Source organism: Sphingomonas sp. AP4-R1 (genome assembly GCF_013113735.1).
In the GTDB taxonomy this organism is placed as follows: domain Bacteria; phylum Pseudomonadota; class Alphaproteobacteria; order Sphingomonadales; family Sphingomonadaceae; genus Sphingomonas_I.
The window spans coordinates 611,959-638,322 of record NZ_CP053346.1; the positions used below are offsets into that span (position 1 = coordinate 611,959).

General features: G+C 68.2%; 27 protein-coding genes. 19 read left to right on the plus strand and 8 right to left on the minus strand.

Features of this window, described 5'->3' with window-relative positions; all coding sequences use genetic code 11:
- Window positions 1–39: 39 nt before the first annotated feature.
- Entirely contained in the window at window positions 40–2,643 is a 2,604-nt protein-coding gene (gene pepN, locus HL653_RS02990; protein ID WP_171743199.1) for an aminopeptidase N, read from the minus strand.
- A gap of 184 nt (window positions 2,644–2,827) precedes the next feature.
- On the opposite strand from pepN, the gene HL653_RS02995 reads away from it, so the two are divergent.
- The gene (locus HL653_RS02995; protein WP_171743200.1) at window positions 2,828–3,643 is read left to right on the plus strand and encodes an SDR family NAD(P)-dependent oxidoreductase; all 816 of its coding nucleotides are present in this window, start codon (window positions 2,828–2,830) and stop codon (window positions 3,641–3,643) included.
- On the opposite strand, the gene HL653_RS03000 is transcribed toward HL653_RS02995, so the two are convergent.
- A complete protein-coding gene (locus HL653_RS03000) occupies window positions 3,553–4,473 on the minus strand; it encodes a DMT family transporter (protein ID WP_171743201.1) in 921 nt (306 codons plus the stop codon). The two genes, HL653_RS02995 and HL653_RS03000, sit on opposite strands and share 91 nt — an antisense overlap.
- Window positions 4,470–5,471, minus strand: coding sequence for a low specificity L-threonine aldolase (locus HL653_RS03005; RefSeq protein ID WP_171743202.1), 1,002 nt, complete (start codon window positions 5,469–5,471; stop codon window positions 4,470–4,472). Before HL653_RS03005 ends, HL653_RS03000 begins: the two co-directional genes overlap by 4 nt.
- A 110-nt stretch (window positions 5,472–5,581) precedes the next feature.
- Here HL653_RS03005 and HL653_RS03010 point away from each other — a divergent pair, with 110 nt between their 5' ends.
- The 6 genes from HL653_RS03010 (at window position 5,582) to HL653_RS03035 (ending at window position 9,449) form a co-directional block, all read left to right on the plus strand.
- Window positions 5,582–5,878 (plus strand): plasmid stabilization protein, encoded by a 297-nt coding sequence (locus HL653_RS03010; RefSeq protein ID WP_171743203.1) that lies wholly within the window; start codon window positions 5,582–5,584, stop codon window positions 5,876–5,878.
- Between the two features lie 163 nt (window positions 5,879–6,041).
- Window positions 6,042–6,914: an acetylglutamate kinase gene (gene argB, locus HL653_RS03015; protein ID WP_171743204.1), complete on the plus strand. Its 873-nt coding sequence runs from the start codon at window positions 6,042–6,044 to the stop codon at window positions 6,912–6,914.
- A 121-nt stretch (window positions 6,915–7,035) separates the two neighbouring features.
- Window positions 7,036–7,335 carry a YggT family protein gene (locus tag HL653_RS03020; protein WP_171743205.1) on the plus strand — a complete coding sequence of 100 codons (300 nt, stop codon included), beginning with the start codon at window positions 7,036–7,038 and terminating at the stop codon, window positions 7,333–7,335.
- A gap of 7 nt (window positions 7,336–7,342) precedes the next feature.
- Window positions 7,343–8,233, plus strand: a complete 891-nt coding sequence (gene folD, locus HL653_RS03025; protein WP_171743206.1) for a bifunctional methylenetetrahydrofolate dehydrogenase/methenyltetrahydrofolate cyclohydrolase FolD — start codon at window positions 7,343–7,345, stop codon at window positions 8,231–8,233.
- On the plus strand, window positions 8,230–8,820 hold the full coding sequence (locus HL653_RS03030; protein WP_171743207.1) for a hypothetical protein: 591 nt from the start codon (window positions 8,230–8,232) through the stop codon (window positions 8,818–8,820). Before folD ends, HL653_RS03030 begins: the two co-directional genes overlap by 4 nt.
- Window positions 8,817–9,449, plus strand: a complete 633-nt coding sequence (locus HL653_RS03035; RefSeq protein WP_171743208.1) for a MarC family protein — start codon at window positions 8,817–8,819, stop codon at window positions 9,447–9,449. The genes HL653_RS03030 and HL653_RS03035 overlap by 4 nt, the downstream gene beginning before the upstream one ends.
- A 152-nt stretch (window positions 9,450–9,601) precedes the next feature.
- On the opposite strand, the gene HL653_RS03040 is transcribed toward HL653_RS03035, so the two are convergent.
- Window positions 9,602–11,383 (minus strand): AcrB/AcrD/AcrF family protein, encoded by a 1,782-nt coding sequence (locus HL653_RS03040; RefSeq protein WP_171743209.1) that lies wholly within the window; start codon window positions 11,381–11,383, stop codon window positions 9,602–9,604.
- A 44-nt stretch (window positions 11,384–11,427) separates the two neighbouring features.
- On the opposite strand from HL653_RS03040, the gene HL653_RS03045 reads away from it, so the two are divergent.
- Entirely contained in the window at window positions 11,428–11,841 is a 414-nt protein-coding gene (locus HL653_RS03045; protein ID WP_171743210.1) for a GtrA family protein, read from the plus strand.
- Between the two features lie 221 nt (window positions 11,842–12,062).
- Here HL653_RS03045 and HL653_RS03050 read toward each other — a convergent pair whose 3' ends face one another.
- Together HL653_RS03050 and HL653_RS03055 are read right to left on the minus strand one after the other, a co-directional pair.
- Window positions 12,063–13,724 (minus strand): hypothetical protein, encoded by a 1,662-nt coding sequence (locus HL653_RS03050; RefSeq protein WP_216599941.1) that lies wholly within the window; start codon window positions 13,722–13,724, stop codon window positions 12,063–12,065.
- 113 nt (window positions 13,725–13,837) lie between these two features.
- Window positions 13,838–14,098, minus strand: coding sequence for a hypothetical protein (locus HL653_RS03055; protein WP_171743211.1), 261 nt, complete (start codon window positions 14,096–14,098; stop codon window positions 13,838–13,840).
- A gap of 157 nt (window positions 14,099–14,255) precedes the next feature.
- On the opposite strand from HL653_RS03055, the gene HL653_RS03060 reads away from it, so the two are divergent.
- The gene (locus tag HL653_RS03060) at window positions 14,256–15,290 is read left to right on the plus strand and encodes a sulfite exporter TauE/SafE family protein (RefSeq protein WP_171743212.1); all 1,035 of its coding nucleotides are present in this window, start codon (window positions 14,256–14,258) and stop codon (window positions 15,288–15,290) included.
- A 3-nt stretch (window positions 15,291–15,293) separates the two neighbouring features.
- Here the strand turns inward: HL653_RS03060 and HL653_RS03065 are convergent, their stop codons facing one another.
- Complete coding sequence (locus tag HL653_RS03065) at window positions 15,294–16,598, minus strand: RsmB/NOP family class I SAM-dependent RNA methyltransferase (RefSeq protein WP_171743213.1); 1,305 nt, start codon at window positions 16,596–16,598, stop codon at window positions 15,294–15,296.
- Window positions 16,599–16,705: 107 nt separating this feature from the next.
- On the opposite strand from HL653_RS03065, the gene HL653_RS03070 reads away from it, so the two are divergent.
- Window positions 16,706–16,870 carry a DUF1674 domain-containing protein gene (locus HL653_RS03070; protein WP_171746744.1) on the plus strand — a complete coding sequence of 55 codons (165 nt, stop codon included), beginning with the start codon at window positions 16,706–16,708 and terminating at the stop codon, window positions 16,868–16,870.
- A gap of 258 nt (window positions 16,871–17,128) precedes the next feature.
- Complete coding sequence (locus HL653_RS03075) at window positions 17,129–18,979, plus strand: AsmA family protein (RefSeq protein WP_171743214.1); 1,851 nt, start codon at window positions 17,129–17,131, stop codon at window positions 18,977–18,979.
- A 212-nt stretch (window positions 18,980–19,191) separates the two neighbouring features.
- Here the strand turns inward: HL653_RS03075 and HL653_RS03080 are convergent, their stop codons facing one another.
- Window positions 19,192–19,599 carry a SufE family protein gene (locus tag HL653_RS03080; RefSeq protein ID WP_171743215.1) on the minus strand — a complete coding sequence of 136 codons (408 nt, stop codon included), beginning with the start codon at window positions 19,597–19,599 and terminating at the stop codon, window positions 19,192–19,194.
- A gap of 164 nt (window positions 19,600–19,763) precedes the next feature.
- Between HL653_RS03080 and rutB the strand changes: the two genes are divergently transcribed.
- From rutB to HL653_RS03120, 8 genes are all read left to right on the plus strand, one after another.
- Window positions 19,764–20,447, plus strand: coding sequence for a pyrimidine utilization protein B (gene rutB, locus HL653_RS03085; RefSeq protein WP_171746745.1), 684 nt, complete (start codon window positions 19,764–19,766; stop codon window positions 20,445–20,447).
- Window positions 20,448–20,608: 161 nt separating this feature from the next.
- Entirely contained in the window at window positions 20,609–20,989 is a 381-nt protein-coding gene (gene rutC / locus HL653_RS03090) for a pyrimidine utilization protein C (protein WP_171743216.1), read from the plus strand.
- 149 nt (window positions 20,990–21,138) lie between these two features.
- Window positions 21,139–21,936: a pyrimidine utilization protein D gene (gene rutD / locus HL653_RS03095; RefSeq protein WP_171743217.1), complete on the plus strand. Its 798-nt coding sequence runs from the start codon at window positions 21,139–21,141 to the stop codon at window positions 21,934–21,936.
- Between the two features lie 4 nt (window positions 21,937–21,940).
- Complete coding sequence (rutA, locus tag HL653_RS03100; protein WP_171743218.1) at window positions 21,941–23,008, plus strand: pyrimidine utilization protein A; 1,068 nt, start codon at window positions 21,941–21,943, stop codon at window positions 23,006–23,008.
- A gap of 154 nt (window positions 23,009–23,162) precedes the next feature.
- Window positions 23,163–23,390, plus strand: a complete 228-nt coding sequence (locus tag HL653_RS03105; RefSeq protein ID WP_171743219.1) for a hypothetical protein — start codon at window positions 23,163–23,165, stop codon at window positions 23,388–23,390.
- 340 nt (window positions 23,391–23,730) lie between these two features.
- Window positions 23,731–24,141, plus strand: coding sequence for a hypothetical protein (locus HL653_RS03110; protein WP_171743220.1), 411 nt, complete (start codon window positions 23,731–23,733; stop codon window positions 24,139–24,141).
- Window positions 24,142–24,320: 179 nt separating this feature from the next.
- On the plus strand, window positions 24,321–25,025 hold the full coding sequence (locus tag HL653_RS03115) for a tetratricopeptide repeat protein (protein WP_171743221.1): 705 nt from the start codon (window positions 24,321–24,323) through the stop codon (window positions 25,023–25,025).
- Between the two features lie 2 nt (window positions 25,026–25,027).
- The gene (locus HL653_RS03120; RefSeq protein WP_171743222.1) at window positions 25,028–26,353 is read left to right on the plus strand and encodes a PQQ-like beta-propeller repeat protein; all 1,326 of its coding nucleotides are present in this window, start codon (window positions 25,028–25,030) and stop codon (window positions 26,351–26,353) included.
- Window positions 26,354–26,364 lie beyond the last annotated feature (11 nt).

Consider the following 26,364-nt stretch of genomic DNA (forward strand, 5'->3'; position numbering starts at 1 on the left):
GACAGGCTCGATCTCCGCTCGAAGCAAACGGGGGAGGGATTACCCCAGGCTCTTCGAAACCTGCTCGAACACATCTTTCGAAAGCCCCGGCGCGGCCAGGATCCGCTCCAGCTCACCGCGCATCAATGTCGCCCGCACCGGCTCGTAGCGGCGCCAGCGGCCGAGGCTCGGCACCAGTCGCGCCGCCGTCTGCGGATTGAGCCGGTCCACGCCCAGGATCATATCCGCCACGAAGCGATAGCCCCGCCCCGACACATCGTGGAACGCGCGCTGGTTCACCGCGAACGCGCCCACCAGCGAGCGCAGCCGGTTGGGATTGGCGATCGTGAAATCGGGGTGGCGCGCCAGCGCCTCCACCTTCTCCGGCGTATCCAGCCGCGTGGACAGCGCCTGCGTGGTGAACCATTTGTCGATCACCAGAGCATCGCCCGCATAGCGATCGTGGAAATCGGCCAGCGCCCGCTCGCGCTCCACGCCCTCATTGTTGGCCAGCACGCCCATCGCGCCCTGGCGGTCGGTCATATTGTCCGAATCCCGATATTGGGCGAAGGCCAGCTCGGCCCAGTCGGGCGCCTTGGCGGCGGCGATGAAGCCCAAAGCCACCGTCCGCAGCCGCCGCAGCCCCTTGGCACTGGGGCTGTATTCGTAGCGATTGGCCTGCGCGCGCGCATAGGCATCGCGCCACAGATCGAGCAGTTCGGTGCCCAGATCGTTGCGCAGCGCCTCGCGCACCACCGCGACCTTCTCGGGGTCCACCACCTCCAGCTGATCGCCGATGAACGCTTCGGACGGCAGCAGCACCGCCTCCGCCACGAACGCCGCGTCCAGATGCGGATCGGTCAGCGTGTTCCGCACCGCATCGATCACGCCGGCATGATCCACCGTCTGCCCGCGCGCGGCAGCGACGAGCGTGTCCAGCATCAGCTGCTGCATCGCCTCATAGCGCGCGAACGGATCCTCGTCGTGCGCCGACAGGAACGCCAGATCGGCCGGCCCGCGATCCGTCTCCAGACAGATAGGCGCGGAGAAGCCGTGGTTGATCGAGAGGATCGGCGCCTCGGTCAGCCCGTCGAACAGCACTTCCTTCTCGGCCTCGTCGAGGATCACGAGCTGCTCGCCGCCCATCGCCTTGCCGCTCGCGGCGCCCAGCAGGGCGAGCTTGAGCGGGATCGGCATCGGCAGTTTCTCGGGCTGGCCCGGCGTCGGCGGCACGGTCTGCGTGAGCAGCAGGCGCGCGCGACCGCCCGGCGCGTCCGTCTCCAGCACCGCCTTCACGCGCGGCGTGCCCGCCTGCGTATACCAGAGGCGGAAGCGCGAGAGATCGGCCCCCGACGCATCCTCCATCGCGACGATGAAATCCTCGCAGGTGGCGGCGTGGCCGTCATGCCGGTCGAAATAGAGATCGGTGCCCGCGCGGAAGCCCTCGTCGCCCAGGATCAGCTTCATCATGCGGATCACTTCGGCGCCCTTGTTGTAGATGGTCGCCGTGTAGAAGTTGCTGATCTCGATATAGGAATCCGGCCGGATCGGATGCGCGAGCGGGCCCGCATCCTCCGGGAACTGGGCCGCGCGAAGCGCGCGCACATCCTCGATCCGCTTGACCGCCGGGCTGCCCTGATCGGCCGAGAATTGCTGGTCGCGCAGCACCGTGAAGCCCTCCTTCAGGGAGAGCTGGAACCAGTCCCGGCAGGTGACGCGATTGCCCGACCAATTGTGGAAATATTCGTGCGCGACCACGCCCGCAATCGCATCGAAATCCGCATCCGTCGCCGTATCCGGATCGGCGAGGATGTAGCGCGAATTGAAGATGTTGAGGCCTTTATTCTCCATCGCGCCGAAGTTGAAATCGGAAACGGCGACGATGTTGAACACGGCCAGATCATATTCGCGGCCGTAAACGCGCTCGTCCCACGCCATGCTGGCCTTCAGGCTGGCCATCGCATGTTCGGTCTTGGCCAGATCCGCCTCGCGCACCCAGATGCCGAGATCGATCGTGCGGCCGCTGCGCGTGACGAAGCTGTCCGCGTTGCAGGCCAGATCGCCCGCTACGAGAGCAAACAGATAGCAGGGCTTGGGGAAGGGATCGCGCCACAAAGCATAATGGCGCCCGCCCGGCAGGTCGCCCGCATCCATATGATCGCCATTGGAAAGCAGCACCGGATAGCGCGCCCGCTCCGCCTCCATCCGCACCGTGTAGCGGCTCAGCACATCGGGCCGATCGGGGAAGAAGGTGATGCGGCGAAAGCCCTCCGCCTCGCATTGCGTGCAGAGCAGGCCGCCGCTTTCATAGAGGCCCATCAGCGTCGAATTGGCCGAGGGCGCGATCTGCACCTCGGTCTCGATCAGATGGTCCGTGCCCGGCAGATCGATCACCAGCTGATCGCCGTCGAGCCGCCAGGCGTCGTGCAATTCCTCGCCATCGATCGAGACGCTGATCGGGGTCAGCCCGCCGCCGCCGTCCAGCCGCAGCGGGCGCGCATGCGTGCCCTGCCGCCGCACCGTGAGCTTCGCCTTCACGCGCGTCGCATCGGCGCCCAGCTGAAAATCCAGCGCGATCTCCGGCACCAGCCAGTCGGGCGGCCGATAATCCTCCCGGCGAATGACGGGCGGCGTGGCGGAAACGGGGGCTGCGGCATCAAGCATCCGGAGGATGTATGGCGATGCGGCAGGGGATGGAAGGCCCTAAGAAAGGCGAACTCTCAACCTATCGCGTCGCAGGCTTACAGTCCGTTTACTTCGAACGAAGGTTCGAGCGTGCCGAGAACCGAAGTCGAGACGCGGTTTCGACAGGATCGAACCAAACCGAATGACAGTTTAGGACAGCATCATGCGACTGATCCTCTTCGGCCCCGGCTACACCGGCGCGCGCATCCTCACCGCCGCCGAGGCGCAGGGCGCGATCGTGATCCCCTTCGGCCGCTCCGCCGATCCGAACGAGGTCCGCGCCGCGCTCGCCGCCGCCACGCACATCCTCTCCACCGTCCCGCCCGAAGGCGAGGCCGATTCGATCCTTTCGGCCTATGCCGCTGAAATCGCACGTGTGCCCTGGATCGGCTACCTTTCCTCCACCGGCGTCTATGGCGACACGGGCGGCGCGTGGGTCGATGAGAGCGCGCCGCTCGCCGGTCGCCGCGGCCCGCGCATCATCGCCGATCTGGCGTGGCAGGCGATCGGCGCGCGCGTGTTCCGCCTGCCCGGAATCTACGGCCCCGGCCGTTCGATCCTCGATCGCGTGGCGGCGGGGCAGGCGCACCGGATCGACCTGCCCGAACAGGTCTTCAGCCGCGTGCATGTCGACGACATCGCGAGCGCGGTGATGCTGGCGACCACCAGCGGCGCGCCGGGAGTAACTAATCTCGCCGACGATCTGCCCGCTCCGCAAAATGCGCTGGTGGAGCTGGCCTGCGCCGCGCTCGGCCTGCCTCTGCCCCCGCTGCAGACGCTGGAGCAGGCGAATCTCTCGCCCGCCGCGCGCGCTTTCTATGCCGAGAATCGCCGCGTCGCGAACGGCAAGGCCCGGCGCGAACTCGGCTGGCGGCCGCTTTACCCCACCTATCGCGCGGGGCTGCGCGCCCTCATCGCCACGAGCAATCCGGCCAGCGCGAGCGTGGCGCCCGCCGCCGCCGTCGCGGTCCAGCGATAGCCCTCGAACATCGTCGAGAGCGCCATCGCCACCACCGGGATCAGCACGCCGACATAGCCCGCCCGCGCCGGGCCGACGCGCCGGATCAGCCCGAAATAGAGACTGAAGGTGAGCGCGGAGCCGATCAGCGCCAGATACAGCACGCCCGCGATATAGGCGGGTGCGAGCGGAAAGCGCGGCGGCCAGTCGGTAAGGCAGGCGAGCGCGACATCGATGACCGCGCCATAGGCCATCGACCAGGCCAGCAACGTCGGCGCGGGCAATGCGCGCGCCCGCTGCGTCGCCTGCAGCACGTTGGCGGTGGAGGCCGACATCACGCCCCCCAGCGACAGCGCCACGCCCAGCAGCACGCGGCCCCGGTCGGCCGCATCGCGCCCCAGTTCATGCGCGAACAGCAAAGCCAGCCCGGCAATCGCGACCGCCGATCCGATCAGGAAGCGCCGCGACACCGCCTGCCCCAGAAAGGCGCGCGCGAACAAGGCGTTGGGCACCAGCAGCAGCGCCGAGACGATCGCGACGAGGCCCGAGGCGATCTGCGCCTCCGCGCCATAGACGAACAGGTAATTGACGACGAACTGGGTGACGCCCACCACCAGCGCCAGCCCATGCGCGGCGCGCGGCAGCAGCAGGGGCGCGCGCATCGCCGCCGCCACCCCGAACATCGCCACCGCCCCCAGCAGGAAGCGCCACGCGATCGACCAGGCGGCCGGCGCATAGGCCAGCTGGGTCGTGATGACGAACCACGTCGATCCCCACACCAAGGTCGAGATCAGGAAGGGCAGCGCCACCCCCGCCTGCACCTGCGCGGGCAGCGGCCTGCCCCACCTCATAACGCGCCGATCGCGGCGGCCAGCGCCGCCACCTCGCCCGTGTCGCTGGCCCAATGGGTGACGAGGCGGATCTCGCCCTCGGCCCAGTCGTAAAAGTCGAAGCCCTTCGCCCGCAGCGCCGCCGCCTCGGCCGCCGTCGCCTTCAGGAACACCTCGTTCGCCTGCACCGGATGCAGCAGCCGCGCGCCGGCGGCTTCCGCCAGCATCGTCGCCGCCGCATTGGCCGAACGCCCCGTCTCCAGCCACAGATCGCCGTCCAGCATCGCGTGAATCTGCGCCGCCAGATAGCGGCCCTTGGACAGCAGATGCCCCGCACGCTTGCGACGGCGCTTCGTATCCTCGACCAGCTTCGTATCGAAGAAAACGAGCGCCTCCGCCGAAAGCCCGCCCGTCTTCACAAAGCCGAAGCTCAGCACGTCCACGCCTGCGTCGCAGGTCAACTCGGCCGGCGAGCAGCCGAGCGTGGCGACCGCATTGGCGAAGCGCGCGCCATCCATATGGAAGCCCCAGCCGCGCTGCCTGGCCAGCGCGCCCAAGGCCGCCACCTCGTCCGGCGTATAGACGCAGCCATATTCGCTGGCATTGGTGATCGAGAGCGCATGCGGCTGCACGCGGTGCACGTCGTTCGCGATCGCATCCGCCGTCGCCTTCACCGTCTCGGGCGTCACCTTCGCCCCCGCCCCCTCACACAGCAGCAGCTTCGCGCCATGCGTGAAGAATTCGGGCGCGCCGCATTCGTCATTCTGGATGTGCGCGTCGCGGTGGCACAGCACGCCGCCGAAGGGCGGGCAGAGCGCCGCCAGCGCCAGCGAATTGGCCGCCGTGCCGGTGGGGATCCAGATCGCCGCCACCTCCCGCCCGAACACATCGGAGAAGCGCGCGTCCAGCGCCTTGCTCAGCGCATCGCCGTCATACGCGGTATCGACCGCGTCGGCGGCCTGCATCGCGGCGAAGACGGCGGGATGGACGGGGGCGGCATTGTCGGAAAAGAAGCGCATGCCGCCGCTTGTGGCGTCACCGCCCTCCAAGTCAACAAAGCGGCAGACCATTTGCGGCAACGCCCCGCGCGTTCCGGCGTTTTCGTCGCAGCACGCGATGGAGATCCGCCATGCCGCAGGGTGACAAGAGCGCTTACACCGACAAGCAGAAGCGCAAGGCCGCGCATATCGAGGAAAGCTACGAAGCACGCGGCACCCCGAAGGCGGAGGCGGAGGCCCGCGCCTGGGCGACGGTGAACAAGGAATCCGGCGGCGGCAACAAATCGGGCTCGGGGCGCGGCAAGCCCGACACGCACGTCTCCTCCTCGCGCGGCGGCAAGGCCCACGCGTCCGGCTCCGCCGAACAACGCTCGGCCGCCGCGCGCAAGGGCTGGGACACGCGGCGGCGCAAGGCGGCGGCGGGCTGATACTCCCTCCCTCGTCATCCTGAACTTGTTTCAGGATCCATGACCCGGGAGCCTGCCACAGCCGGGCCGCTCGAAGCGAAGCACAGGCGATGGATCCTGAAACAAGGCGCGGAGCCCAAGCGAAGGGTTCACCCCCCGCCCCTCTCCCGCTAAGGGGCGGCGCATGAGCAACCACGCCCCGAATCCCGATCTCCTCGCCAAGGCCGAGACGCTGGCCGAGGCGCTGCCCTACATGCAGCGTTATGCCGGCCAGACCTTCGTGGTGAAATATGGCGGCCACGCGATGGGCGATGCCGAGGCGGCGACCGATTTCGCCGAAGACGTGGTGCTGCTGAAGGCGGTCGGCATCAATCCGATCGTCGTCCATGGCGGCGGGCCCCAGATCGGCGCGATGCTGAAGGCGCAGGGGATCGAGAGCCGCTTCGTCGATGGGCTGCGCGTCACCGATGCCGCCACGATGAAGACGGCCGAGATGGTCCTGTCCGGCGCGATCAACAAGGAGATCGTCTCCTGGATCAGCCGCGCAGGCGGCCGCGCCGTCGGCATTTCGGGCAAGGACGCCCGCCTCGTCACGGTCGAGAAGGTCAAGCACCCAACCGACGATCTCGGCTTCGTGGGCGAGCCCGACGATATCGACATCCGCGTGCTGGATACGATCTCCAAGGCGGGCATGATCCCGGTCGTGGCGCCGATCGGCGTCGGCCCGGACGGCGAGACCTACAATATCAATGCGGACACGATGGCGGGCGCGCTCGCCATCGCCACCGGGGCCGAGCGTCTGTTCCTGCTGACCGACGTGGCCGGCGTGCTGGACAAGGAAAAGAACCTGATCCCCGATCTCACGCCCAGCCAGATCAGGATGCTTCGCGTGGACGGCACCATCTCCGGCGGCATGATCCCGAAGCTGGAAACCTGCATCGATGCGGTGGAGGGCGGCGTCGACGCCGCCGTCATCCTCGACGGGCGCGTGCCGCACGCGATGCTGATCGAAATCTTCACCAAGCAGGGTGCGGGCACCTTGGTGCGGCAGGGGTGAGAAACCGGATGCATCCCCTCCCTGCAACGGGAGGATGCTTTCGTCTCTGGAATTACCCTCCGCCGCTTCCGATGTTATAGCGCGCTAACACACTCACTCGAACGCCGGATCCCGACCCATCATGATCATGCTCCTCCAGATCCTCGATCTGCTGCTCTCGGTGTTGATGTGGATCATCATCATCCAGGCGGTCCTGTCCTGGCTGGTCGCGTTCAACGTCGTGAACACGTCCAACGATTTCGTCCGGCAGGTGCTGTTCGCGCTCGGCCGGATGACGGAGCCTTTCTATCGTCCGATCCGCCGCATCATGCCCGATTTCGGCGCGCTGGATTTCTCGCCGCTCGTCGTGCTGCTGATCATCCAGATCCTGCGGAATATCGTGATCCCGCGTCTGGCGATGTCGCTGGTGGGGCTGGGCTGAGGCGATCATGAGCGCGACGATCATCGACGGCAAGGCCTTCGCCGCCTCCCTGCGCGAGCGTGTCGGCGCGGTCGCGGCCGATTTCGCCAGGGCCGCCGGCCGGCAGGCGGGCCTCACGGTGGTGCTGGTGGGCGAGGATGCGGCCAGCAGCGTCTATGTCCGCTCGAAGGAGCGCGCCTCGATCGCGGCCAACATCGCCGGCACCGTACACCGCCTGCCCGCGACCACCACGCAGGACGAGCTGCTGGCGCTGGTCGCCACGCTGAACGCCGATCCCGCCGTGGACGGTATCCTCGTCCAGCTGCCGCTCCCGAAGCAGATCGACAGCCACGCCATCATCGCCGCGATCGATCCGGACAAGGATGTGGACGGTTTCCACCCCGTCAATGCCGGCCGCCTCGCCAGCGGACTGCCGGGCTTCGTGCCCTGCACACCGCTCGGCTGCCTGATGCTGCTGAAGGACCGGCTCGGCTCGCTCTCCGGGCTGGAGGCGGTCGTCGTCGGCCGCTCGAACATCGTCGGCAAGCCGATGGCGCAATTGCTGCTGGCCGAGAGCTGCACCGTCACGATCGCGCACAGTCGCACGCGCGATCTGGCCGCCACCGTGGGCCGCTCCGACATCGTCGTGGCCGCCGTGGGCGTGCCGGAACTGGTGCGCGGCGCCTGGATCAAGCCCGGCGCCACCGTGATCGACGTCGGCATCAACCGCGTCACGCTGGCGGACGGCACCTCGAAATTGGTCGGCGACGTCGCGTTCGAAGAAGCCGCAGACGTCGCGGGCGCGATCACGCCCGTGCCCGGTGGCGTCGGCCCGATGACGATCGCGGTCCTGCTCCGCAACACGCTCGTCTCCGCCTATCGCCGCGAGGGACTCGCGCTCGACGAGAGCGCGCTTTGATCGGACTGCTGCTCGCGGGCGAGATCGCCGCGAGTCAGCCGGTCGAGGCCGCCGAACGCGCCTTCGCCTCGGCGGCGCAGACCGAAGGCCAGTGGACCGCCTTCCGCCGCTTCATGGCGCCCGGCGCGCTGATCCTCGTGGACGGCCCGGTCGATGCGGCCCGGTTCCTCGCCCCGCTCAAGGATCCGCGCGTCGCTTTGATGTGGTGGCCCGCACGCACCGTCACGTCGTGCGACGGCAGCCTCGCCCTCTCCACCGGCCCCTGGCGCTCGGCCAAGGCGAATGGCCGCTTCATCACGATCTGGCAGCGCCAGCCCGACGGCCAGTGGAAATGGATCTATGACGGCGGCGGCGCCGACGATCCGGGCGGCAGCACCGCCGGGGACATCACCTTCGCCACGCGCGGCCTGAAATGCCGCCGCCTGCCGGCCCCGCCCGCAGCGCCCGGCGCGCTCGCCGGCGGCGCCTCGCCGGATGGCTCGCTGCGCTGGAGCGTCGCCAGGGACGGCACCTCTTATCGGATGCGCGTCCTCGCCTCCGTCACCGGACGATGGGAAACCGTCGTCGATCGCATCGTAGGCACATGATCACGCTCTATATCTCCGCTTTCGTCACCTTCTTCCTCGTGATCGATCCTCTGGGCTGCGCGCCCATCTATGCGGGCCTGTCGCGGGGCGCGGGCCCGGCGCAGCGACGGACGATGGCGGTCCGCGCGACGGTGATTGCCGGCGCGATCCTGATCGTGTTCGCGATCGTCGGAGAGCCGCTGCTCCGCGCGCTCGGCATCAGCCTCGATGCGTTTCGCGTGGCCGGCGGGATCATGCTGTTCCTGATCGCGCTGGAGATGGTGTTCGAGAAGCGCACCGAGCGGCGCGAGGGCCGCGCCGAGGAAATCGCCAAGCGCGCCGAAGCCGAGCATCGCGAGATCGAGGACATTTCCGTCTTCCCGATGGCGATCCCGATGATCGCGGGGCCGGGATCGATCGCCACGGTCATGCTGTTCGCCTCGCACAATCACGGCATGGCGCTGGTGACGGTGCTGGCGGCGCTTCTCTCCGTGATGGTGCTGATGATGCTGGCGCTGCTGGCCGCCGGGCCGATCATGCGCGTGCTGGGCGCCCGGATCGAGGCGGTGATCACGCGCATGCTGGGCGTGATCCTGGCCGCGCTCGCCACCCAGTTCGTGGTCGACGGCCTCAAGGCCAGCTTCTCGTAACGGGCGCGCGGCGCGTCACACTCCTCCCGTCATCCTGAACCTGTTTCAGGATCCATCGCCTGCGCTTTGCTTCATCCGGCCCGGCTGTGGCGGGCTCCCGGGTCATGGATCCCGAAACAGGTTCAGGGTGACGGCTGGTTATAGGACCACCCTCACCTCACCAGCCGCCACAGCTTGAACGGCGAATTCTTCGGCAGGTCCACCCGCAGCAGCCAGTCCGGCACCGTCCCGCGGTTGAGCTGCACGTAGAAGCCCTTCTTGCTCTCCGCTGCATAGACGGTGGATTCGCTCATGCCGGGGCACAGCAGCAGCATCGTGGCGCCGTGCCGCTTCATCACTTCGTGCGCCACCTCCGGATTCTCGCTGCGGAAGCTGTGCTGCACGTCGAGAATGTCGTTCGCGGCGCGATGATAGGGCCCGGCGATCGCGCTGTGATGCGTCACCGCGATCAGACGCGGGCCGAGATCGGTGAAGGTCAGGAAGGTGGCGGGCGGCATCTGCGCGATCGGCTTCAGCGCCGGGAGCGTCGGGCAGCGGCGATTGGCCGTATCGACCGACTTGCGGAAGGCGGTCTTATGCTCGGGGATCCAGTTGGGCACCAGCCCCGCCGCCACGCCGGAAACGGCGATGAAGGCCGCCGCCGATCCCAGCACGCGCACCCCCATCTTGCCGTGATTGAGCGTCCAGCTGACGAGCGGCTGGCCCAGCGCCGTCGCCCCGATCACGCCGATCAGCTGCGAGGCGGGCCCCGCGCGCGTCTGCCACAACAGCATCAGCAGCGAGAAGAGCGAGAACAGCGCCACCACCGTCCACGGCATCGCGAGCGCGGTGCCGCGCGCGCGCCACCGCGCGAACAGGCTGCCGCCGAAGCCCACCACGGACAGGGCCACGATCGGCAGCGCCACGCGCCAGCTATGCTCGTAGAGCGGCTTGGCCTCCCGGATATGGCTGAACCACAATTTCTCCGCTTCGGGCGAGAGATGCTCGGGCCGGCCCAGGCATTGCGGCCAGCTATAGGCGAACAGGCCGGCGATCGCCCCGCCCGCCACGAGCGCGAGGCCGAGCCGCACCGGCAGCGACTTGGCCGGGATCGCCGACAGCAGCACCAGCGCCGCGCCCGCCTCCAGCAAGGTGGAGAGATAGACGGGCGTCAGCGCATCGCACAGCGGCTGCGCATTGTCGTAGGAGGCGAACCCCGCATAGCCTGCCGCCGCCCCCGCCGCGAGACTGACGCCGTACGCCCGCAACCGCTCGCTCTCGGCCCCGTCCAGCACCCACCAGAGCGCGATCAGCGCGCCCGCCGTCGCCAGATAGGGCATCAGCTCCAGCCCGATCGTGAGGCTGACGGCGGTGGCGAGGCCGGTCGTCACGCCGCCGCGCGCGCGCTTCGGATCGGCGATGCCCGCCACCGCGATGATCAAGGTCGCCAGCTGCCAGCCGTGATGATCGATGCGCAGCGGCATCCACATGATGAGCGTGCTCTGCGCGCAGGCGAGGATCGCGGCCGCCAGCACATAGGCCTGCGGCGCCACCAGCCGCCGCGCCGCCAGCATCGTGCCATAAAGGCCCGCGCCCATCGCCAGCAAAGGCGCGATCGCGCACGCCCAGCGCGACGCCAGCTCGCCCCCCAAGATGGGCTTGAGCAGCAGGATCAGCCCCGCGATCGGCAGATCGACGATGCGCGACCAGTGGACCGAAATGCCGTTCGGCGGATCGATCCGGTGCTGGCGCAGATCATACCAGCTCTGCCCCGCCAGCCACGCGCGCACCTGCGCGAAGCGCAGATTGTCGTCCGTGTCGGACAAAGCGAACCAGTGGATCGCGCCCCATTTGTAATGGATCAGCCAGATCGAGCCGACCAGCCAGAACAGCAGGAACCAGCGCTTCCAATCGGAGGCGTCATCGTCGCGGTTGGTGGTGATCCAGCTTTCCATCGTCCGGTGAGGCCTCTAGGCGGGCGCGACGAAAGAGCAAGCGGGTGCAGAATTTGATGACGGCGGACACGACGAAGAGAGGCCAGCTGCTGGGCCAGCTCATCCGCTATGGCGTGAACGGCGTGGTCGTCACCGGCATCTACACCGCCATCTATGTCGGGCTCGACAGCTTCACGCATGCGCCGATCCAGCTGTGCAATCTCGCCGCCTTCCTCGTCTCGGTGGTGGTCGGCTACAATCTGCACAGCCGCATCACCTTCGCGGGGCAGGGGGATCGCGGCCATCGCGCGTGGATCCGCTTCTTCCTCGCCGCTCTCCCCAGCTTCGCGCTGAATGCATTCTGGACGTGGCTGTTCGCCACCGCGCTGCACTGGCCCCACTGGACGGTGCAGCTACCCGTCTGGTTCGTCACCCCGGTGATGATCTTCGCGATCAACCGCTGGTGGGTGTTCAAGTAGGGAATCCCCCCTCCCTGCAAGAGCATCGGGTGAACAGCGCCCCGCGCTGTTCAGGTCATGCTGGGAGCATGACCGACCTGATGCTGGGCCGGGGGTGGGTGGAAGCTCGAGGGCCGGTGGAGAGATGAGAAGCGTGAAGATGCGGCACGCCTGAAGGAAGCGCGCCGCCTTCCTCGACCCACCCCCAACCCCTCCCTTTCAGGGAGGGGAGCCGGTTGTGCTTACACCTTCTCGGTCTTCGGCACGGGGATCTTGGCCGGGTCCGAACCCGGCGCGCGCTTCTTCTTTTTCTGCAGCGGCAGGCGCGGCATCGGCAGATATTTATGCTCCGGCATCACCTTGTAGAGGATGCCGCGCTTCTCGCCCGTCCACACCGGCATCAGGCCGGGGAAGCTCGCCCAGCTCTTCTTGGGCAGATTGATCAGCCACACATAATCGAAGGCGCCGCGCGGCAGCGCGTTGACCGCCTCGGGGAAGGTCTTGGCATCGCCCTGCCGGCAGCGGAACGGACGCAAGATCTGGCTCGGATCGCGATCATAATCGTCGGGCGGCACATATTTGATCTCGAGCAGCTGCGCGCCCGGATCGGCCCACTGGCCGTTCATGAAGGCGCCGCGCCGCACGATCGCCATCGATCCCAGATGATCCATCCGCGTGGTCTCCCACTGGCTGAGGCACTGGAGCGAAGCCTGGACGAACACGCGGCTATAGGGCTGGACATGCTCCAGCGCCTCCAGCTGGCGCTGGTTGGCCGCGTCGTGATGCAGGAAGCTCACCGTCAGCGTGGCGATGCGGAAGGCGTAAAAGGCGGTCGCCGCCGCCGCCACCCCCGCCGATTGCCAGCGCGACATGTTCTTCAGCGTCAGCGCCGCGACGCCCACCGCCAGCACGTAGGGCGCCAGCCGCATGTCCGCATAGGCCGAATTGAGCAGGATGCGCGGCAGCAGCGCATAGGCAATCATCAGCATCAGGCTGGCGATGCCGAGCGTCCGGTTCATCCGCACCCAGACGCCGCCCAGCCCGAAGGCGATCAGCCCCCACAGCAGATAGACGCTGGCGATGTCGAACACCATCCAGTGGCTGCGCAGCGACGAAAGCAGGTAAATGTATTTCGCGCGCCAGAAGAAGAAGTCGGCATTCTGGCTCGTGCCCTCGGCCGCCTGATCGCCCGCGCGCCAGGCGAGCAGCATCAGGATCGGCGGGGCGAGCGCGAGGCAGGCCCAGCCGCCATTCCAGAGCGACCGCCAGAAGCTCACGCCGCGATCGCGCTGGCGCACCACCTCGGCCGCATAAGCGAGCAGGCACAGCACCGCCCAGCCGAAGACGTGCGCCACCGTCAGCACGATGCCGATCGGCACGAACAGCGCGTTGCGGAGCCCGTATCGCTCCTGCCGCCCCAGCCGCAGCCACAAGGCGAAGGCATTGAGCGCCAGCGCCATCGAGAAGCTGAAATTCAGGAAGCCCCAGATGAAGGGGAAGCTGTAGACGAGCGGCAGCGCGAACAGGGCCGGCGGCGTCACGCGGCCATGCGCCTCGCGCGCGGTCCACAGCAGCCCGGTCGCCATCAGCACCGGGATCGCGATCACGATCAGCTTGACGCCCAGCTCCAGCCCAAACAGCTTGGCCATCGGGATGATCGCGAGATCCACGCCCAGATTGGCGAGGAAGCGCCACTGGAAGCCGTAATAAAGCTGGCGGAGCGGCGAAGCGGGATCGCTCAGCTCGACCCGGTAGCGGCCCATATGGCCGGGCACGTCGGTGAGCGGCGGGGTGATCGGCCAGATCAGCGGGATCGCCGCCGCCAGCACCAATAATGTGAGGAACCACCCGCTGTTCCACCAGCCCTTGGGCGGGGGGGACGAAGGGAGCGCGGGCCGGAACATCCGCCCGCCTTATGAGCGCTCGGGCGGCGGCGGCAAGGGGATAAGCACGGATCGGACGTTACGCCCTTCGCGGGCGGTGCGGAGGGACGCGCCGTCAGGCGCGTCCCCAGGACTCAGCGATAGCGCCAGCCATTGTGATAACGGTAGCGCTCGCGATACCAGCGATTGTTGTAATAATAGCCCCGGCCCGGATAATGGCGGCCGACGACCCAGCGCTCGCGCACGACGACGGGGCGACCGTTCCGGATGCAGCGGCCGGCGGGCCCGCGATGAAAGCCACCGCCACAGCCCTGCGCCGCCTGTGCCGGCGCGGTGGCGGCGATCGTGGTGACAGCGGCGCTCGCGGCAAGAGCGATCGCGATCAATCTTTTCATTTTTGGTCTCTCTCTCAACAAGGGTCGGTCGGATCCGACTGCTCCCGAACGCCGCATTCCCCGGGCCGTTCCGGCACCGATCCTCATTCGTCGCAGCAAGGATCGGACATGCCCTGGCAACGTGCGAGCGACATCGCATCGCGATAGTGGCGCCGTTATGGTGGTGGCGTTCGTCTTCCTCGCCGCGACGGCGGCCTTCGCCACCAGTGCGGTGGCGGGTGGCGGCGCCGGCCTGATCCTCGTGCCCCTGCTGCGGACGATCCTGCCCGTATCCGGCGTGCCGGCCGCTCTGTCGATCGGGACCGCAGCCAGTTCGCTCTCCCGCATCGTCGTCTTCCGCCGCGCCATCCGCTGGGATGTCGTGCGCCGCTTCGTTCCGCTCGCTTTGCCCTCGGCCGCGCTCGGGGCCTGGCTGCTGACGCGTTTCGAGCCGGCCTATGTCGAGCTGATCCTCGCCTTCTTCCTGCTGGCCAACCTTCCCCAGCTCTTCCGCAAGTCCCCTGCCGGCGATTCAGGCACGCCGCCGCTGGACCGGAAATGGCTGGTCTGGATCGGTGCGGCGGCAGGTCTCTTTTCGGGCTTCACCGGCGCGGTCGGCCTGCTCTTCAACGGCCTTTACCGGCGCATCGGCATGGATCGCCACGAAATCGTCGCGACGCGGGCCACCAACGAAGTGCTGCTCCATCTGCTCAAGATCGCGCTCTATTCCGCCTTCGGCCTGATGACCCCGTCCACGCTCGCGGCGGGCCTGCTCGTCGCCGTGGCGGCGATCCTCGCCTCGATCGCCGTACGCTGGATCCTCCCGCACCTCGACGAAGCCCTGTTCCGCCGGATCGGCCAGGTGGCGATGGTCGCCGCGGGCTTTGCGATGCTGTCGCTGTCGAGCAATCAGATCGCGCGCATCCATCGTGCCTGGCTCACCGTCGTCACGCCGGGCGTGGAGCGGGAGGTGCACCTCTATTGGGGCGGACGCCAATGGCTGGCGGCCGAAATCGAGGCAGAGGGCGATATCGCATTCGAGCGCAGCATCCCCTTCGCCACGCTTCCGCCCCACCTTCGCCGCGCCGCGCACGCCAAGGCAGACGGCCGCGCCATCGCGCTGGTGGAGGAGGTCCACAGCCTCGACGGGCTCAGCTACGAAATCCACTATCGCGGCGGCAATCCCGACAAGATCGAGCTGCGTCGCGAGTGAGGCTCAGTCCTGCCGCAACCGCGCGATGAAGAAGCCGTCGGCGCCGCCCTCGGCCTCCAGCGTGCCCGGCAGCACGCGCACCCAGCCTTCTGGGCCGGCGGCGATGCCCGCCGGAAGCTCGCCGTCCACGGGCGGCTCGATCCGAAACCCGCCGTGGCTCGCCAGGAATGCCTCGATCGTCCGCTCGCCCTCCTCCGGCTCCAGCGAACAGACCGCATAGACGAGGCGCCCGCCCGGCTTGAGCGCACCGGCCGCGCGCACGAGCATCGCCTGCTGCCGCTCGGCCATCTGCTGGATCGCGCGCGGGCGCACCCGGTGCAGCACGTCCGGATGGCGGCGGAAGATGCCCGTGGCCGAGCAGGGCGCATCCAACAGCACCGCATCCACCGGCTCCTCGGGCGCGAAGGTCAGCGCATCGCCGATCCGCACGTCCACCGTCATCTTCATCCGCTGGAGATTTTCGCGCAGCCGCTTCACGCGCGTCTCGGCCGCGTCCACCGCCGTCACGCGCCAGCGCGCCGCCGCCAGCTGCATCGTCTTGCCACCAGGCGCCGCGCACAGATCCAGCACGCTCAGCCCCTCGCCCGCGCCCAGCAGACGCGCCGGGATCGCGGCGGCGATATCCTGCGCCCAGAAGGCCCCGTCGGCAAACCCCTCCAGCTCCGCGATCCGTGTCCCCGCCGGCAGCCGCAGATGGCCGGGCGCGAGGCTGACGGCGCCCAGCCGCTCCGCCCACACGGCCGTCTCGCTCACCGCGCGCAGCGACAGATCGAGCGGCGCCAGCGCGGCGGAGGATCGCATCGCCGCCTCCACCACATCGTCGCCCCACGCCTCGCCCCAGCGCGCGGCGACATCCTCCGGCAGATGCGGCGGCTGGGGCAGGATCGCCCCGCCCCGCGTCAGCGATCCGAACACGCCATGGACCAGCTTGCGCGGCCCCCCATCCACCAGCGGCAGCGCCGTCGCGATCGCGGCATGGGGGGGCGTGCCCATCAGGATCGTCTGCGCCAGCGCGATCCGCAGCACGAAGCGCGCCTTCGCATCGTCGGGCAGGCGCTGGCGCGTCGCGCTGTCGATCGCCAGATCGAGATCCGTCAGATGGCGCAGCACTGCGCCCGCAATCGCATGGGCCAGCGCACGATCCTCGGGCAGATCGAGCCCCCTGGTGGCCTTGTCGAGCAGGCTTTCCAGCGGGAGTCCGCGCCGCAGCACGCCATCCAGCAGGCGGAGCGCGGCCGCCCGCGCGGCGACGCCCGGCGCGAGGGAGGACGCGGGGGCGGGCTTGTCGGGATCGGGAGAAGAGACCATCTCGCATCCTCTGGCGGGGAAGTCCGCGCACCGCAACGCCACAGGCCGGAAAGGACCCCGCCTTGCCCATCGAAACGCCGACGGACACGCCCAACGCACCGGAGCGCATGCCGGGCCAGCGCCCCGCGCATGTGAAGGCCCCCGCGCATTGGTCGAAGAGCGAGCCCGTCCCCGAACCGCGCGCCTCGGACGACGCCCCCGATCCCGACCGCGCCCTGGCCCCCACCCGCTACGGCGATTGGGAACGCGCCGGCATCGCCATCGATTTCTGAGGGAAACGGCCCGCTCTGTCGAAGCCTCGGCTTCGGCGCGATCGTCCCGAGAAATGAGTTGAACAGCGTGGCCCGCAAAAAACCCCGTTCGTCCTGCGCGCAGTCGAAGGACGTGCTTCGAGCGGTATCGCTTGCAGCACGTCCTTCGACTGCGCTCAGGACGAACGGGTAATGGTTGGCGGCCGGGCGCCGTCGCGGTCGCTCATCCGATGATCCGGCCGAACCGGAACCAAGCCTCTCACCACGCGTCCTCGCCGCGTGCCATCGTCGCCTCCCGTCCATCGCGCCCTCCACATCGCCCTGATCGGGCTCGGCGCGGCGCTCCTGCTCTTCCTCGCCACCGCGCTCGCCTTGCTCACCTGGGGCTGGACGTGGCTGCATGACCCGATCGAGCGCCAGCTGACCGCACGCCTGGGCCGCACCGTCCAGATCGGCGCGATCCGCCGCATCGATCACGATTTTTCCGACGCAACGCTCGCGATCGACGATATCAAGGTCGCCCAGCCCGACTGGGTCGGCGGCGGGACTTTCGCGACGGTCGCGCGCGCGCGCATCCAGCTCCCGATCTGGCCGATCCTGCGCGGCGCCTTCCGTCCCACCTCGATCGCGCTGGAAGGCTTCCGCCTCCACCTGATCCGCCGCGACGCGCAACACGCCAACTGGAAGGGCCTTCCCGGCGGCGGCGGCAAAAGCGGTGGCGGCACCAGCCTGCGCCACTTCGCTCTGCGCGACGGTGCCGTGCAATTCGACGATTACAAGCGCGCCCACTTCTTCCGCGCCACCGTCAACGCCGATGACAGCCGCTTCCGGCTGGCGGGCACGGGCACGCTGATCGGCCGCCCCACCACGCTCTCGCTTGCCGGCGCGGGGCTGCTCGGCCCGGGCGACTGGCCTTTCCGGCTGGAGTATCGCTCGCCCATCGCCAACGCCACGCTCGATGCCCGCGCGAAAGGCCCGCTCGACATCGGCCACTTCGCCGGCCACGTCACCGCCTGGGGAGACGATCTGAAGCATCTCGATCTGATCGTGGAGGCGGGGCTGCCCGGCACCGCGCCCGCGCGGATCGTGGCCGATGTGCGCCATGACGCGCCCGACTGGTTCCTGCCCCGCTTCGCTCTCACGCTCGGCCGCTCGCACGCGACGGGCTCCCTCGATGTCCGCAAGCAGGACGGGCGCACCCGGCTCGACGGCAAGCTCGTCGTCGCCGCGCTCGATTTCGACGATCTCGCCAATGCCGAGGGCCGCGCGAAGGCGGCCGCCCAGCGCGCCGCAGCCCCCGGCCGCCGCCTGCCCGCCACGCGCATCGCGCTCGATCATCTGCTGAAGACGGACGGCGCGCTGGATGTCGACATCCGCCGCCTCCTGTTCCGCCAGCCCACCATCTTCCGTGGCATGCGCGGCCATATGGCGCTGGATCATGGCGTGCTGACGGTTTCGCCGTTCGTCACCACGCTCGACGCGGGCTCGCTCGGCGGCACGCTCCGCATCGCGCAGACGGATGCCGCCACGCGCCTCCATGTCGATCTGCGCCTCACCGGTGGCCGGATCGAGGCGCTGGCGAGCGACCCCCACGCCTTCACCGGCGCGCTCGCCGGCCGTTTCCTGCTGGACGGCACGGGCGAGACGATCCGCGCCGCGCTCGGCACCGCCCATGGCCGCCTCGCCATCGTCGGGCGGAACGGCGCGCTCGGCCGCAAGACGGCGCTGCTGCTGGGACAGGATCTGGGACGCGGTCTGCGCGCCAAGGACGAGGAGCGCGCGGAGCTGCGCTGCGGGATCGGCAGCTTCGCGGTCCGCGCCGGGCAGGCCCGCCCCGAAACCCTGCTGCTCGACACCAGCCTCACCCGCGCCGAGGCGACCGGCCTGATCGACCTCACGCACGAGCGCGTCGATCTCGCGCTCACCGGCCTCCCCAAACAGAAAAGCGCGCTCCGCATTCTGGGCCCGATCCGCGTGACGGGGGAATTGTTCGCGCCGCAGGTGACGGCGCCCGAGGCCACCTCCACGAAGGGCCTGTTCAGGGCCATCGGCCGCGCCCTCTCCGGCAAGCCCCAACCGCTGGCGACGGACGCCGATTGCGCGGGATTGGCGGCCAAAGCCCTCCGCTAGCCCCCCTCACCCCGTTTGGTTCGAGCCTGTCGAGAACCCCGCAGCTTCGAGCGAAGTCGAGAAGCGTCCGGCAAGTGCCGGCTGTGCGGTAAGGAACTTACTATAACCCGTTCGTCCTGAGCGAAGTCGAAGGACGGGCCGCAAGCGACACCGCCTGAAGCCCGTGCTTCGACTTCGCTCAGCACGAACGGGAGGGTGGAGGCGGGGAGCCCCTAAACCTGCCGCGCCGCCGTCTCGCGGATCAGCGCGATCATGTTCGGGATCCCCTGCGTCCGGTTCGAGGACAATTGCGCCTTCAGGTCGAACGGCTCCAGCGCGCCCTCGATATCGATCGCGCCGATTTCCGCCGTCGATCGGTCCTGCACCGCCTGCAGCACCAGCGCGATGATGCCCTTGGTGATCGCCGCATTCGAATCGGCCAGGAAATGCAGCCGCCCGTCCGGCAGCCGCGTGGGATAGACCCACACCGAGGCAGAACAGCCGCGCACCAGGGTGGCGTCGGTCTTCAGCGCCTCCGGCATCGGCTCCAGCGCCTTGCCGAGATCGATCAGCAGCCGGTAGCGATCGTCGGCATCGAGGAATTCATATTCGTCGAGGATTTCGGAGAGCGGGTTCGCCATGCGAGGCCCGCTAGCAGGCGGCCGCCCCACACGAAAGGCCGCTCACCCCGCACATGCTTGCCCTGCCGCCCGGCCTGCGCCAGTCTGCCGCCATCGTCGTCCGCCGGGAGTCTCTCTTGCCCGAAAGCCAGATCGTCGAAGTCGCCGCCGCGCCCGGCAAGCGCATGGTCACCCTGCCCGCCCGGCCCGAGCCGATCCGCGTCGCCGCCTGTGAGACGGCGATCGTCGTGATCGACATGCAGAATGCCTATGCGTCCCCCGGCGGCTATGTCGATCTCGCCGGCTTCGATATCTCCGGCGCCGCCGCCACGATCGACCGGATCGCCACCGTGCTGGAGGTGGGCCGCGCGGCCGGCGTCCAGATCGTCTATCTCCAGAATGGCTGGGATGCCGATTATGTCGAGGCTGGCACGGCCGGCCGCTCGCCCAATTATCACAAGTCCAACGCGCTGAAGACGATGCGCGCACGGCCCGAGCTGAAGGGCCAGCTGCTCGCACGCGGCGGCTGGGATTATGCGCTGGTCGACAGGCTCAGGCCCCAGCCCGGCGACATCAGCCTGCACAAGACGCGCTATTCCGCTTTCTTCAATTCGCAGCTGGATAGCGTGCTGCGCGCACGGGGCATCCGCACGATCGTCTTCGTCGGCATCGCCACCAACGTCTGCGTCGAATCGACTTTGCGGGACGGCTTCCACCTCGAATATTTCGGGGTGATGCTGGAGGACGCGACCCACCATCTGGGTCCCCCCGCGATGCAGGAGGCCAGCGTGTTCAACATCGAACGCTTCTTCGGCTGGGTCTCCACCACCGCCGATTTCTGCGGCAGCTTCGGCCAGATGGAGGACTGAGGTAGCCCTGCCCCTAACGCCGCTCGTGCTGAGCGAAGTCGAAGCACGTGCCCCACACGATACCGCCTGAAGCCCGCCCTTCGAAGTAGTTTACCCTGAGCGCCTGCCCTGGCAGGCAGTCGAAGGGCTCAGGACGAACGGATCAAGAAGAGGACGAAACCATGCCCTTCGAAGCGATCAACCCCGCCGCCTTCCCCACCCCGATCGCGCCTTACTCCGCCGCCGCGAAGGCCGGGAATATCCTCTACGTCTCGGGCATGCTCGCGCTGGGAGAGGGCGGCGTGGTGCTGCATGTCGGCGATGCGGCGGCGCAGGCGCGCCATGTGCTGGAGGCGATCCGCATCACCGTGGAGGCGGCCGGCGGCACCATGGCGGACATCGCGATGAATCACATCTTCCTCAAGGACTTCGCCGATTATGCGGCGGTCAACACGGTCTATGCCGAGTATTTCCCCGGCGCCAAGCCCGCCCGCTACTGCATCCGCGCCGATCTGGTGAAACCCGATTGCCTGGTCGAGATCGCCAGCGTGGCGCACCTGTGAGGGGCCATCCCACTCCTCCCTACGCGCAGCGTGGGGAGGGGGACCATGCGAAGCATGGTGGAGGGGCAAATCCCGCCGTCGCGCCCTGCCCATCCACCGCTCTTCGAGCGGTCCCCCTCCCCATGGAAGACATGGGGAGGAACTAAAGAGTGCCCACCTCCCTCCACCACGAATGGCACGGGCCCGAGGGTGCGCCCGTCCTGATCCTCTCCTCCGGCCTCGGCGGCTCCACCTCCTACTGGGCGCCCAACCTTCCCGCCCTCACCCCGCACTATCGCATCCTCGCCTACGACCATCGCGGCACCGGCCGCAGCGAACGCGCCCTTCCCCGCGCCGATCTCCCCGATGCGGGCATGACCGACGATCTGCTCCAGCTGATGGACGAGACCGGCACCCCCTCCGCCACCATCATCGGCCATGCCGCCGGCGCGATGATCGCCATGGCCCTCGCCGCCCGCGCGCCGGAGCGCGTCACCGGCATCGTCGCGATCAACGGCTGGGCGAAGCCCGATCCGCATTTCCTGCGCTGCTTCGCGGCCCGCCTCGCCATCCTCCACGGCGCGGGGCCGGAGGCGTTCCTGCGCGCCCAGCCCATCTTCCTGTTCCCCGCCAACTGGATCTCCGCCCACACGCGCGAACTGGAAGCCGAGCTGCCCCACCAGATCGCCGCCTTCCCCGGCGCCGCCATCGTGGAGCGCCGCATCGCCGCGCTGGCCGCGTTCGACATCACGCCCGTCGCCGATCGCATCACCGCGCCGGTGCAGGTGCTGGTGTCGGAGGACGACATGCTCGTCCCCTCGGACGCCGGCCGCCGCCTCGCCGCCCTCCTGCCGAACGCCGAACTCGCCGCGCTCCCGTGGGGCGGCCATGCCGTGAACGTCACCGATCCCGAGGGCTTCGCCGCCGCGATCCTCCCCTTCCTCGCCCGCGTCTCACAGGAGCCTTGAAGCCATGCAGGTCGGCGTCTTCGTCCCCATCAACAACAATGGCTGGCTGATCTCGAGGACGGCCCCGCAATACAAACCCAGCTTCGATCTCAACAAGGAGATCGCGATCCGCGCCGAGAAGCATGGCCTCGATTTCCTGCTCTCGATGATCAAGCTGCGCGGCTTCGGCGGCGAGACGCAATTCTGGGAATATGGCCTCGAAAGTTTCACGCTGATGGCCGGCCTCGCCGCCGTCACCGACAAGATCAAGATCTACGCCACCTGCCCCACGCTCATCATCCCACCCGCTTTTGCCGCGCGCATGTGCAACACGATCGATTCGATCAGCCACGGCCGCTTCGGGCTGAACCTGATCACCGGCTGGCAGCCGCCCGAATATACGCAGATGGGCCTGTGGCCGGGCGACGAGCATTTCCGCAACCGCTATCAGGTGCTGGACGAATATGCCCATATCCTGAGGGAGTTGTGGGAAACCGGCTCGTCCGATTTCAAGGGCACATATTATCAGATGGACGATTGCCGCGTCTGGCCCCGGCCGAGCGCGGACATGAAGATCATCTGCGCGGGATCGTCCGACGACGGCCTCGCTTTCTCGGCCAAATGGGCGGACTACGCCTTCTGCCTCGGCAAGGGCGTCAACACGCCGACCGCCTTCGCCTTCAACAATGACCGGCTGGCCAAGGCCCTCGAGAAGACCGGCCGCGACGTGCAGATCTTCGTCCTCATCATGATCATCGCCGACGAAACGGACGAGGCGGCGATGGCCAAATGGAAACTCTACAATGAGGGCGTCGATCTCGCCGCGATCGGCTGGCTGGCCGAGCAGGGCGCGAAGGACACGGTCAACACGGACACCAACGTCCGCCAGCTCGCCGCCCCCGAGGGTGCCGTGAACATCAACATGGGCACGCTGGTGGGCAGCTACGAAAGCGTCGCGCGCATGCTCGATGAAATGGCCGAGGTGCCGAATACGGGCGGCGTGCTGCTGACCTTCGACGATTTCGTGGACGGCGTGGAGAATTTCGGCACGCGGATCCAGCCCCTGATGAAGAGCCGGGGCGCGCGCTCCTGACCATCCCCCTCCGTCACCCCGGACTTGATCCGGGATGACCGGATAATTAACGGCCACTTTCGCCCAATAGCGGACCTTCGTTGTCGCCCAGCTTGCTGGAGATCGGGTTCGAGCATAGCCACACCGGCAAGTTTCGACTTGAAGGGCATGTCCTATGAAGAAGGTCGTGGCCGGCGCTTTGATCGGAGCAGCGACAGCCTACACGCTGATCATCGCGTTCATGGTTGTCTTTACGGTCGGTTTTTTCGGCGCACGCAGCCTGAGAGGAGACGGGATCGGACTTGTCGTCTTCTTCCTGATCGCAGTTTCTCCAGTTGCTGTCTGGCTCTACTGTCTCAAACACGCCAAAGCGTGGCTTCGGGGTGGACAGCCACCCTTCTAAGGCTACGTCCTCCTATGACCGCTTTCCACCATTTCTCGTCATCGCGAGGCGCGTAGCGCCGTGGCGATCCAGTCTGCACTACCGAAGCTGGATTGCTTCGCTCCGCTCGCAATGACGAGCTTGGGAAGCATCGCTACGTTTCAGGCTGGCGACAGCCCATTCTCTCCTCCGCGTCTCCGCGCCTCTGCGTGAACCCCTTCCCTCTTCTCGCCGAAGCCAGCTCTCGACACCCCCCGCCCCGATGAACCTACGCTGCAGTCCCCGTTCCGCCCCGATTAACCACGACAGGGGCATACCCCATGACGGATCCGGAAACCGGATCGCGAAATGGAGAGTAGATATGCGTACCATGATCAAGGCGACGCTCGCCGCCGCCGCACTGGCCACCGCCTCGCTGGGCGCGATCCAGCCCGCGCAGGCGCGCGACGATACGGGTGTCGCCGTCGCCGCCGGGATCATCGGCCTGGGCGTCGGCGCCGCGATCGCCTCGTCCGATCACGGCTACAGCCGCGTCGGCTATTACGGTGGTGGTGGCGGCTATTATGGCGGCCCCGGTTATTATCGCGGCTACGCCCCCGCTTATTATCCGGCCTATGGCTATGGCCGCCCCGCTTATGGCTACGATCGTGGCTATCGCGGCGACTGGCGCGGCGGACGCGGTTGGGACCGGGGCTATCGCGGCCATGATCGTGGCTGGGATCGCGGTCGCGGCGATTGGGATCGCGGCCATGGCGGCCATGGCCGTCGCTAAGGCAGGGGGAGCGACGTGAACCGCTCCCGTTAACCCCGAATCTCCGGGACGGAGCGCTTTTGCCGCTCCGTCTCGGATTCATATCGGCGCCCGCTCTGTCCCGCACAGCTTCCGTTCAGCCGGACCCGGCGCTAAGAGGGCGCGCGCCCACGATCGGGCGCGATCCCGGGGACGACGACTTGGCGCTGACACCGCAGAACAATGAAGCCTTTTTCCGCGAGGTGGACGAAGAGGTCCGTCGCGATCGGATGGTGGCTTTCTTCCAGCGCTATGGAAAGGCTTTGGCAGCTCTGGTCGTGGTCGGCCTGCTCGCGCTCGCCGGCTGGCTGTGGTGGAAGAGCCACCTCGCCCAGCAGGCCGGGCTGGACAGCGAGAAGCTGGCCCCCGCGCTCGCCAGCCTGGAGGCGGGCAATTCGCCGGCCGCAGCCGATGCCGCCGCGCTCGCGCAGGTCGCGCAGAGCCCGCGTGACGGATATCGCGCGCTCGGTGCGCTCTCGCTCGCCGATACGGCCGCGATGAAGGGCGATGCCGCCGGTGCCGCCAGCCGCTATGCGGCGATCGCCGCCGATACGGGCGCGCCCCAGGCGATGCGCGATCTGGCGCTGCTGCGCTCGATCGCGGTGCGCTTCGATACGCTGCCGCCCGCACAGGTGATCGCGCAGCTGAAGCCGCTCGTGGAGCCGGGCAATGCCTTTTTCCCGAGTGCCGCCGAATATACGGCGCTGGCGCAGCTGAAGCTCGGCAAGCGGGACGATGCGGCCAAGCTGCTGGCGGCGATCGCGAACGACGCCAACGCCCCCGCCTCGCTGCGCGGCCGCGCCGCCGGTCTGGCGACCACGCTCGGCCAGACGATCGCGCCGGCGGACACGATTTCGAAGGGATGAGGATGAGGAACGTCTCGCGCGCGATCGGTGTGATCGCGCTGGCCGCCAGCCTTGCCGGCTGCGGCATGTTCAAGGGCAACAACAAGCCGAAGACGGCCGTGCTGGGTGAGCGCATTCCCGTGCTCGCCACGCAGAACGATGCCGAGGTCGATCCCAGCCTGTCCGAAACGCAGGTCACGATCCCCGCGCCCGAGGTGAACGAGGCCTGGGCCCAGCCCGGCGGCAACGCATCCAAGTCGATGGGCCATCTCGCGCTCGGCCTGGATCCCAAGCGCGCCTGGACCGCGCATGTCCCGAAGAGCAATCCCCGCCAGCGTTATGGCGCGGCGCCCGTCATCGCCGCCGGCCATCTCTATGTGATGGACGCGGAGGGCGTGGTGCACGCCTTCTCGACCGAGACCGGCGCGCAGGTCTGGAAGCAGGGTTTCGCCGCCAGCAAGAAGGATCGCTCGGCTTTGTTCGGCGGCGGCGTCACCTATGACGACGGCAAGCTCTATGCCGTGAACGGTCTGGGCGATGCGGTGGCGATGGATGCCGCGACCGGCAAGGAATTGTGGAAGGTCCGCCCCGGTGGCCCGCTGCGCGGCGCGCCCACCGTGGGCCTCGGCAACGTCTATGTCGTCACGCAGGACAATCAGATCTTCGCGCTGAAGGTGGAGGACGGCAAGACCGCCTGGACGGACAGCGCCACGCTGGAGGCCGCCGGCGTGTTCGGCGTCGCCGCGCCCGCGCTCGGCCGCGGCACCGTCGTCGCCGGCTTCTCGAGCGGAGAGCTTTCGGCGCTGCGTTACGAGAATGGCCGCGTCGTGTGGCAGGATCAGCTCGCGCGCACCTCGATCACCACCTCGGTCGCCTCGATCTCCGACATCGACGCTTCGCCCGTGATCGACAGCGACCGCGTCTATGCGATCGGCGAGGGTGGCCGCATGGTGGCGATGGATCTCGCCGCCGGCCAGCGCCTGTGGGAGCTGAACATCGGCGGCACCGAGACGCCGTGGATCGCCGGCAACTGGATCTTCGTGATGACGGACGAATCCAAATTGCTCTGCGTCGATCGCAACACCGGCAAGGTGCGCTGGATGACGCAGCTGGAGCGTTTCCGGAACAAGAAGAAGGGCGAGAATCCGATCGAATGGTCCGGCCCGGTGTTGGCCGGCGGCCGCCTGTGGGTGGTCAGCGATCGCGGCGAGATCGTCGGCGTCCAGGCGATCGACGGCGTGGTCCGCGATCGCCTGAAGGGCAGCGGTCCGCTCCAGCTCGCTCCGATCGTGGCGAACAACATGCTCGTCACGATGGACCGCAAGGGCACGATCACCGCCTATCGCTGATCCCGTCGGCC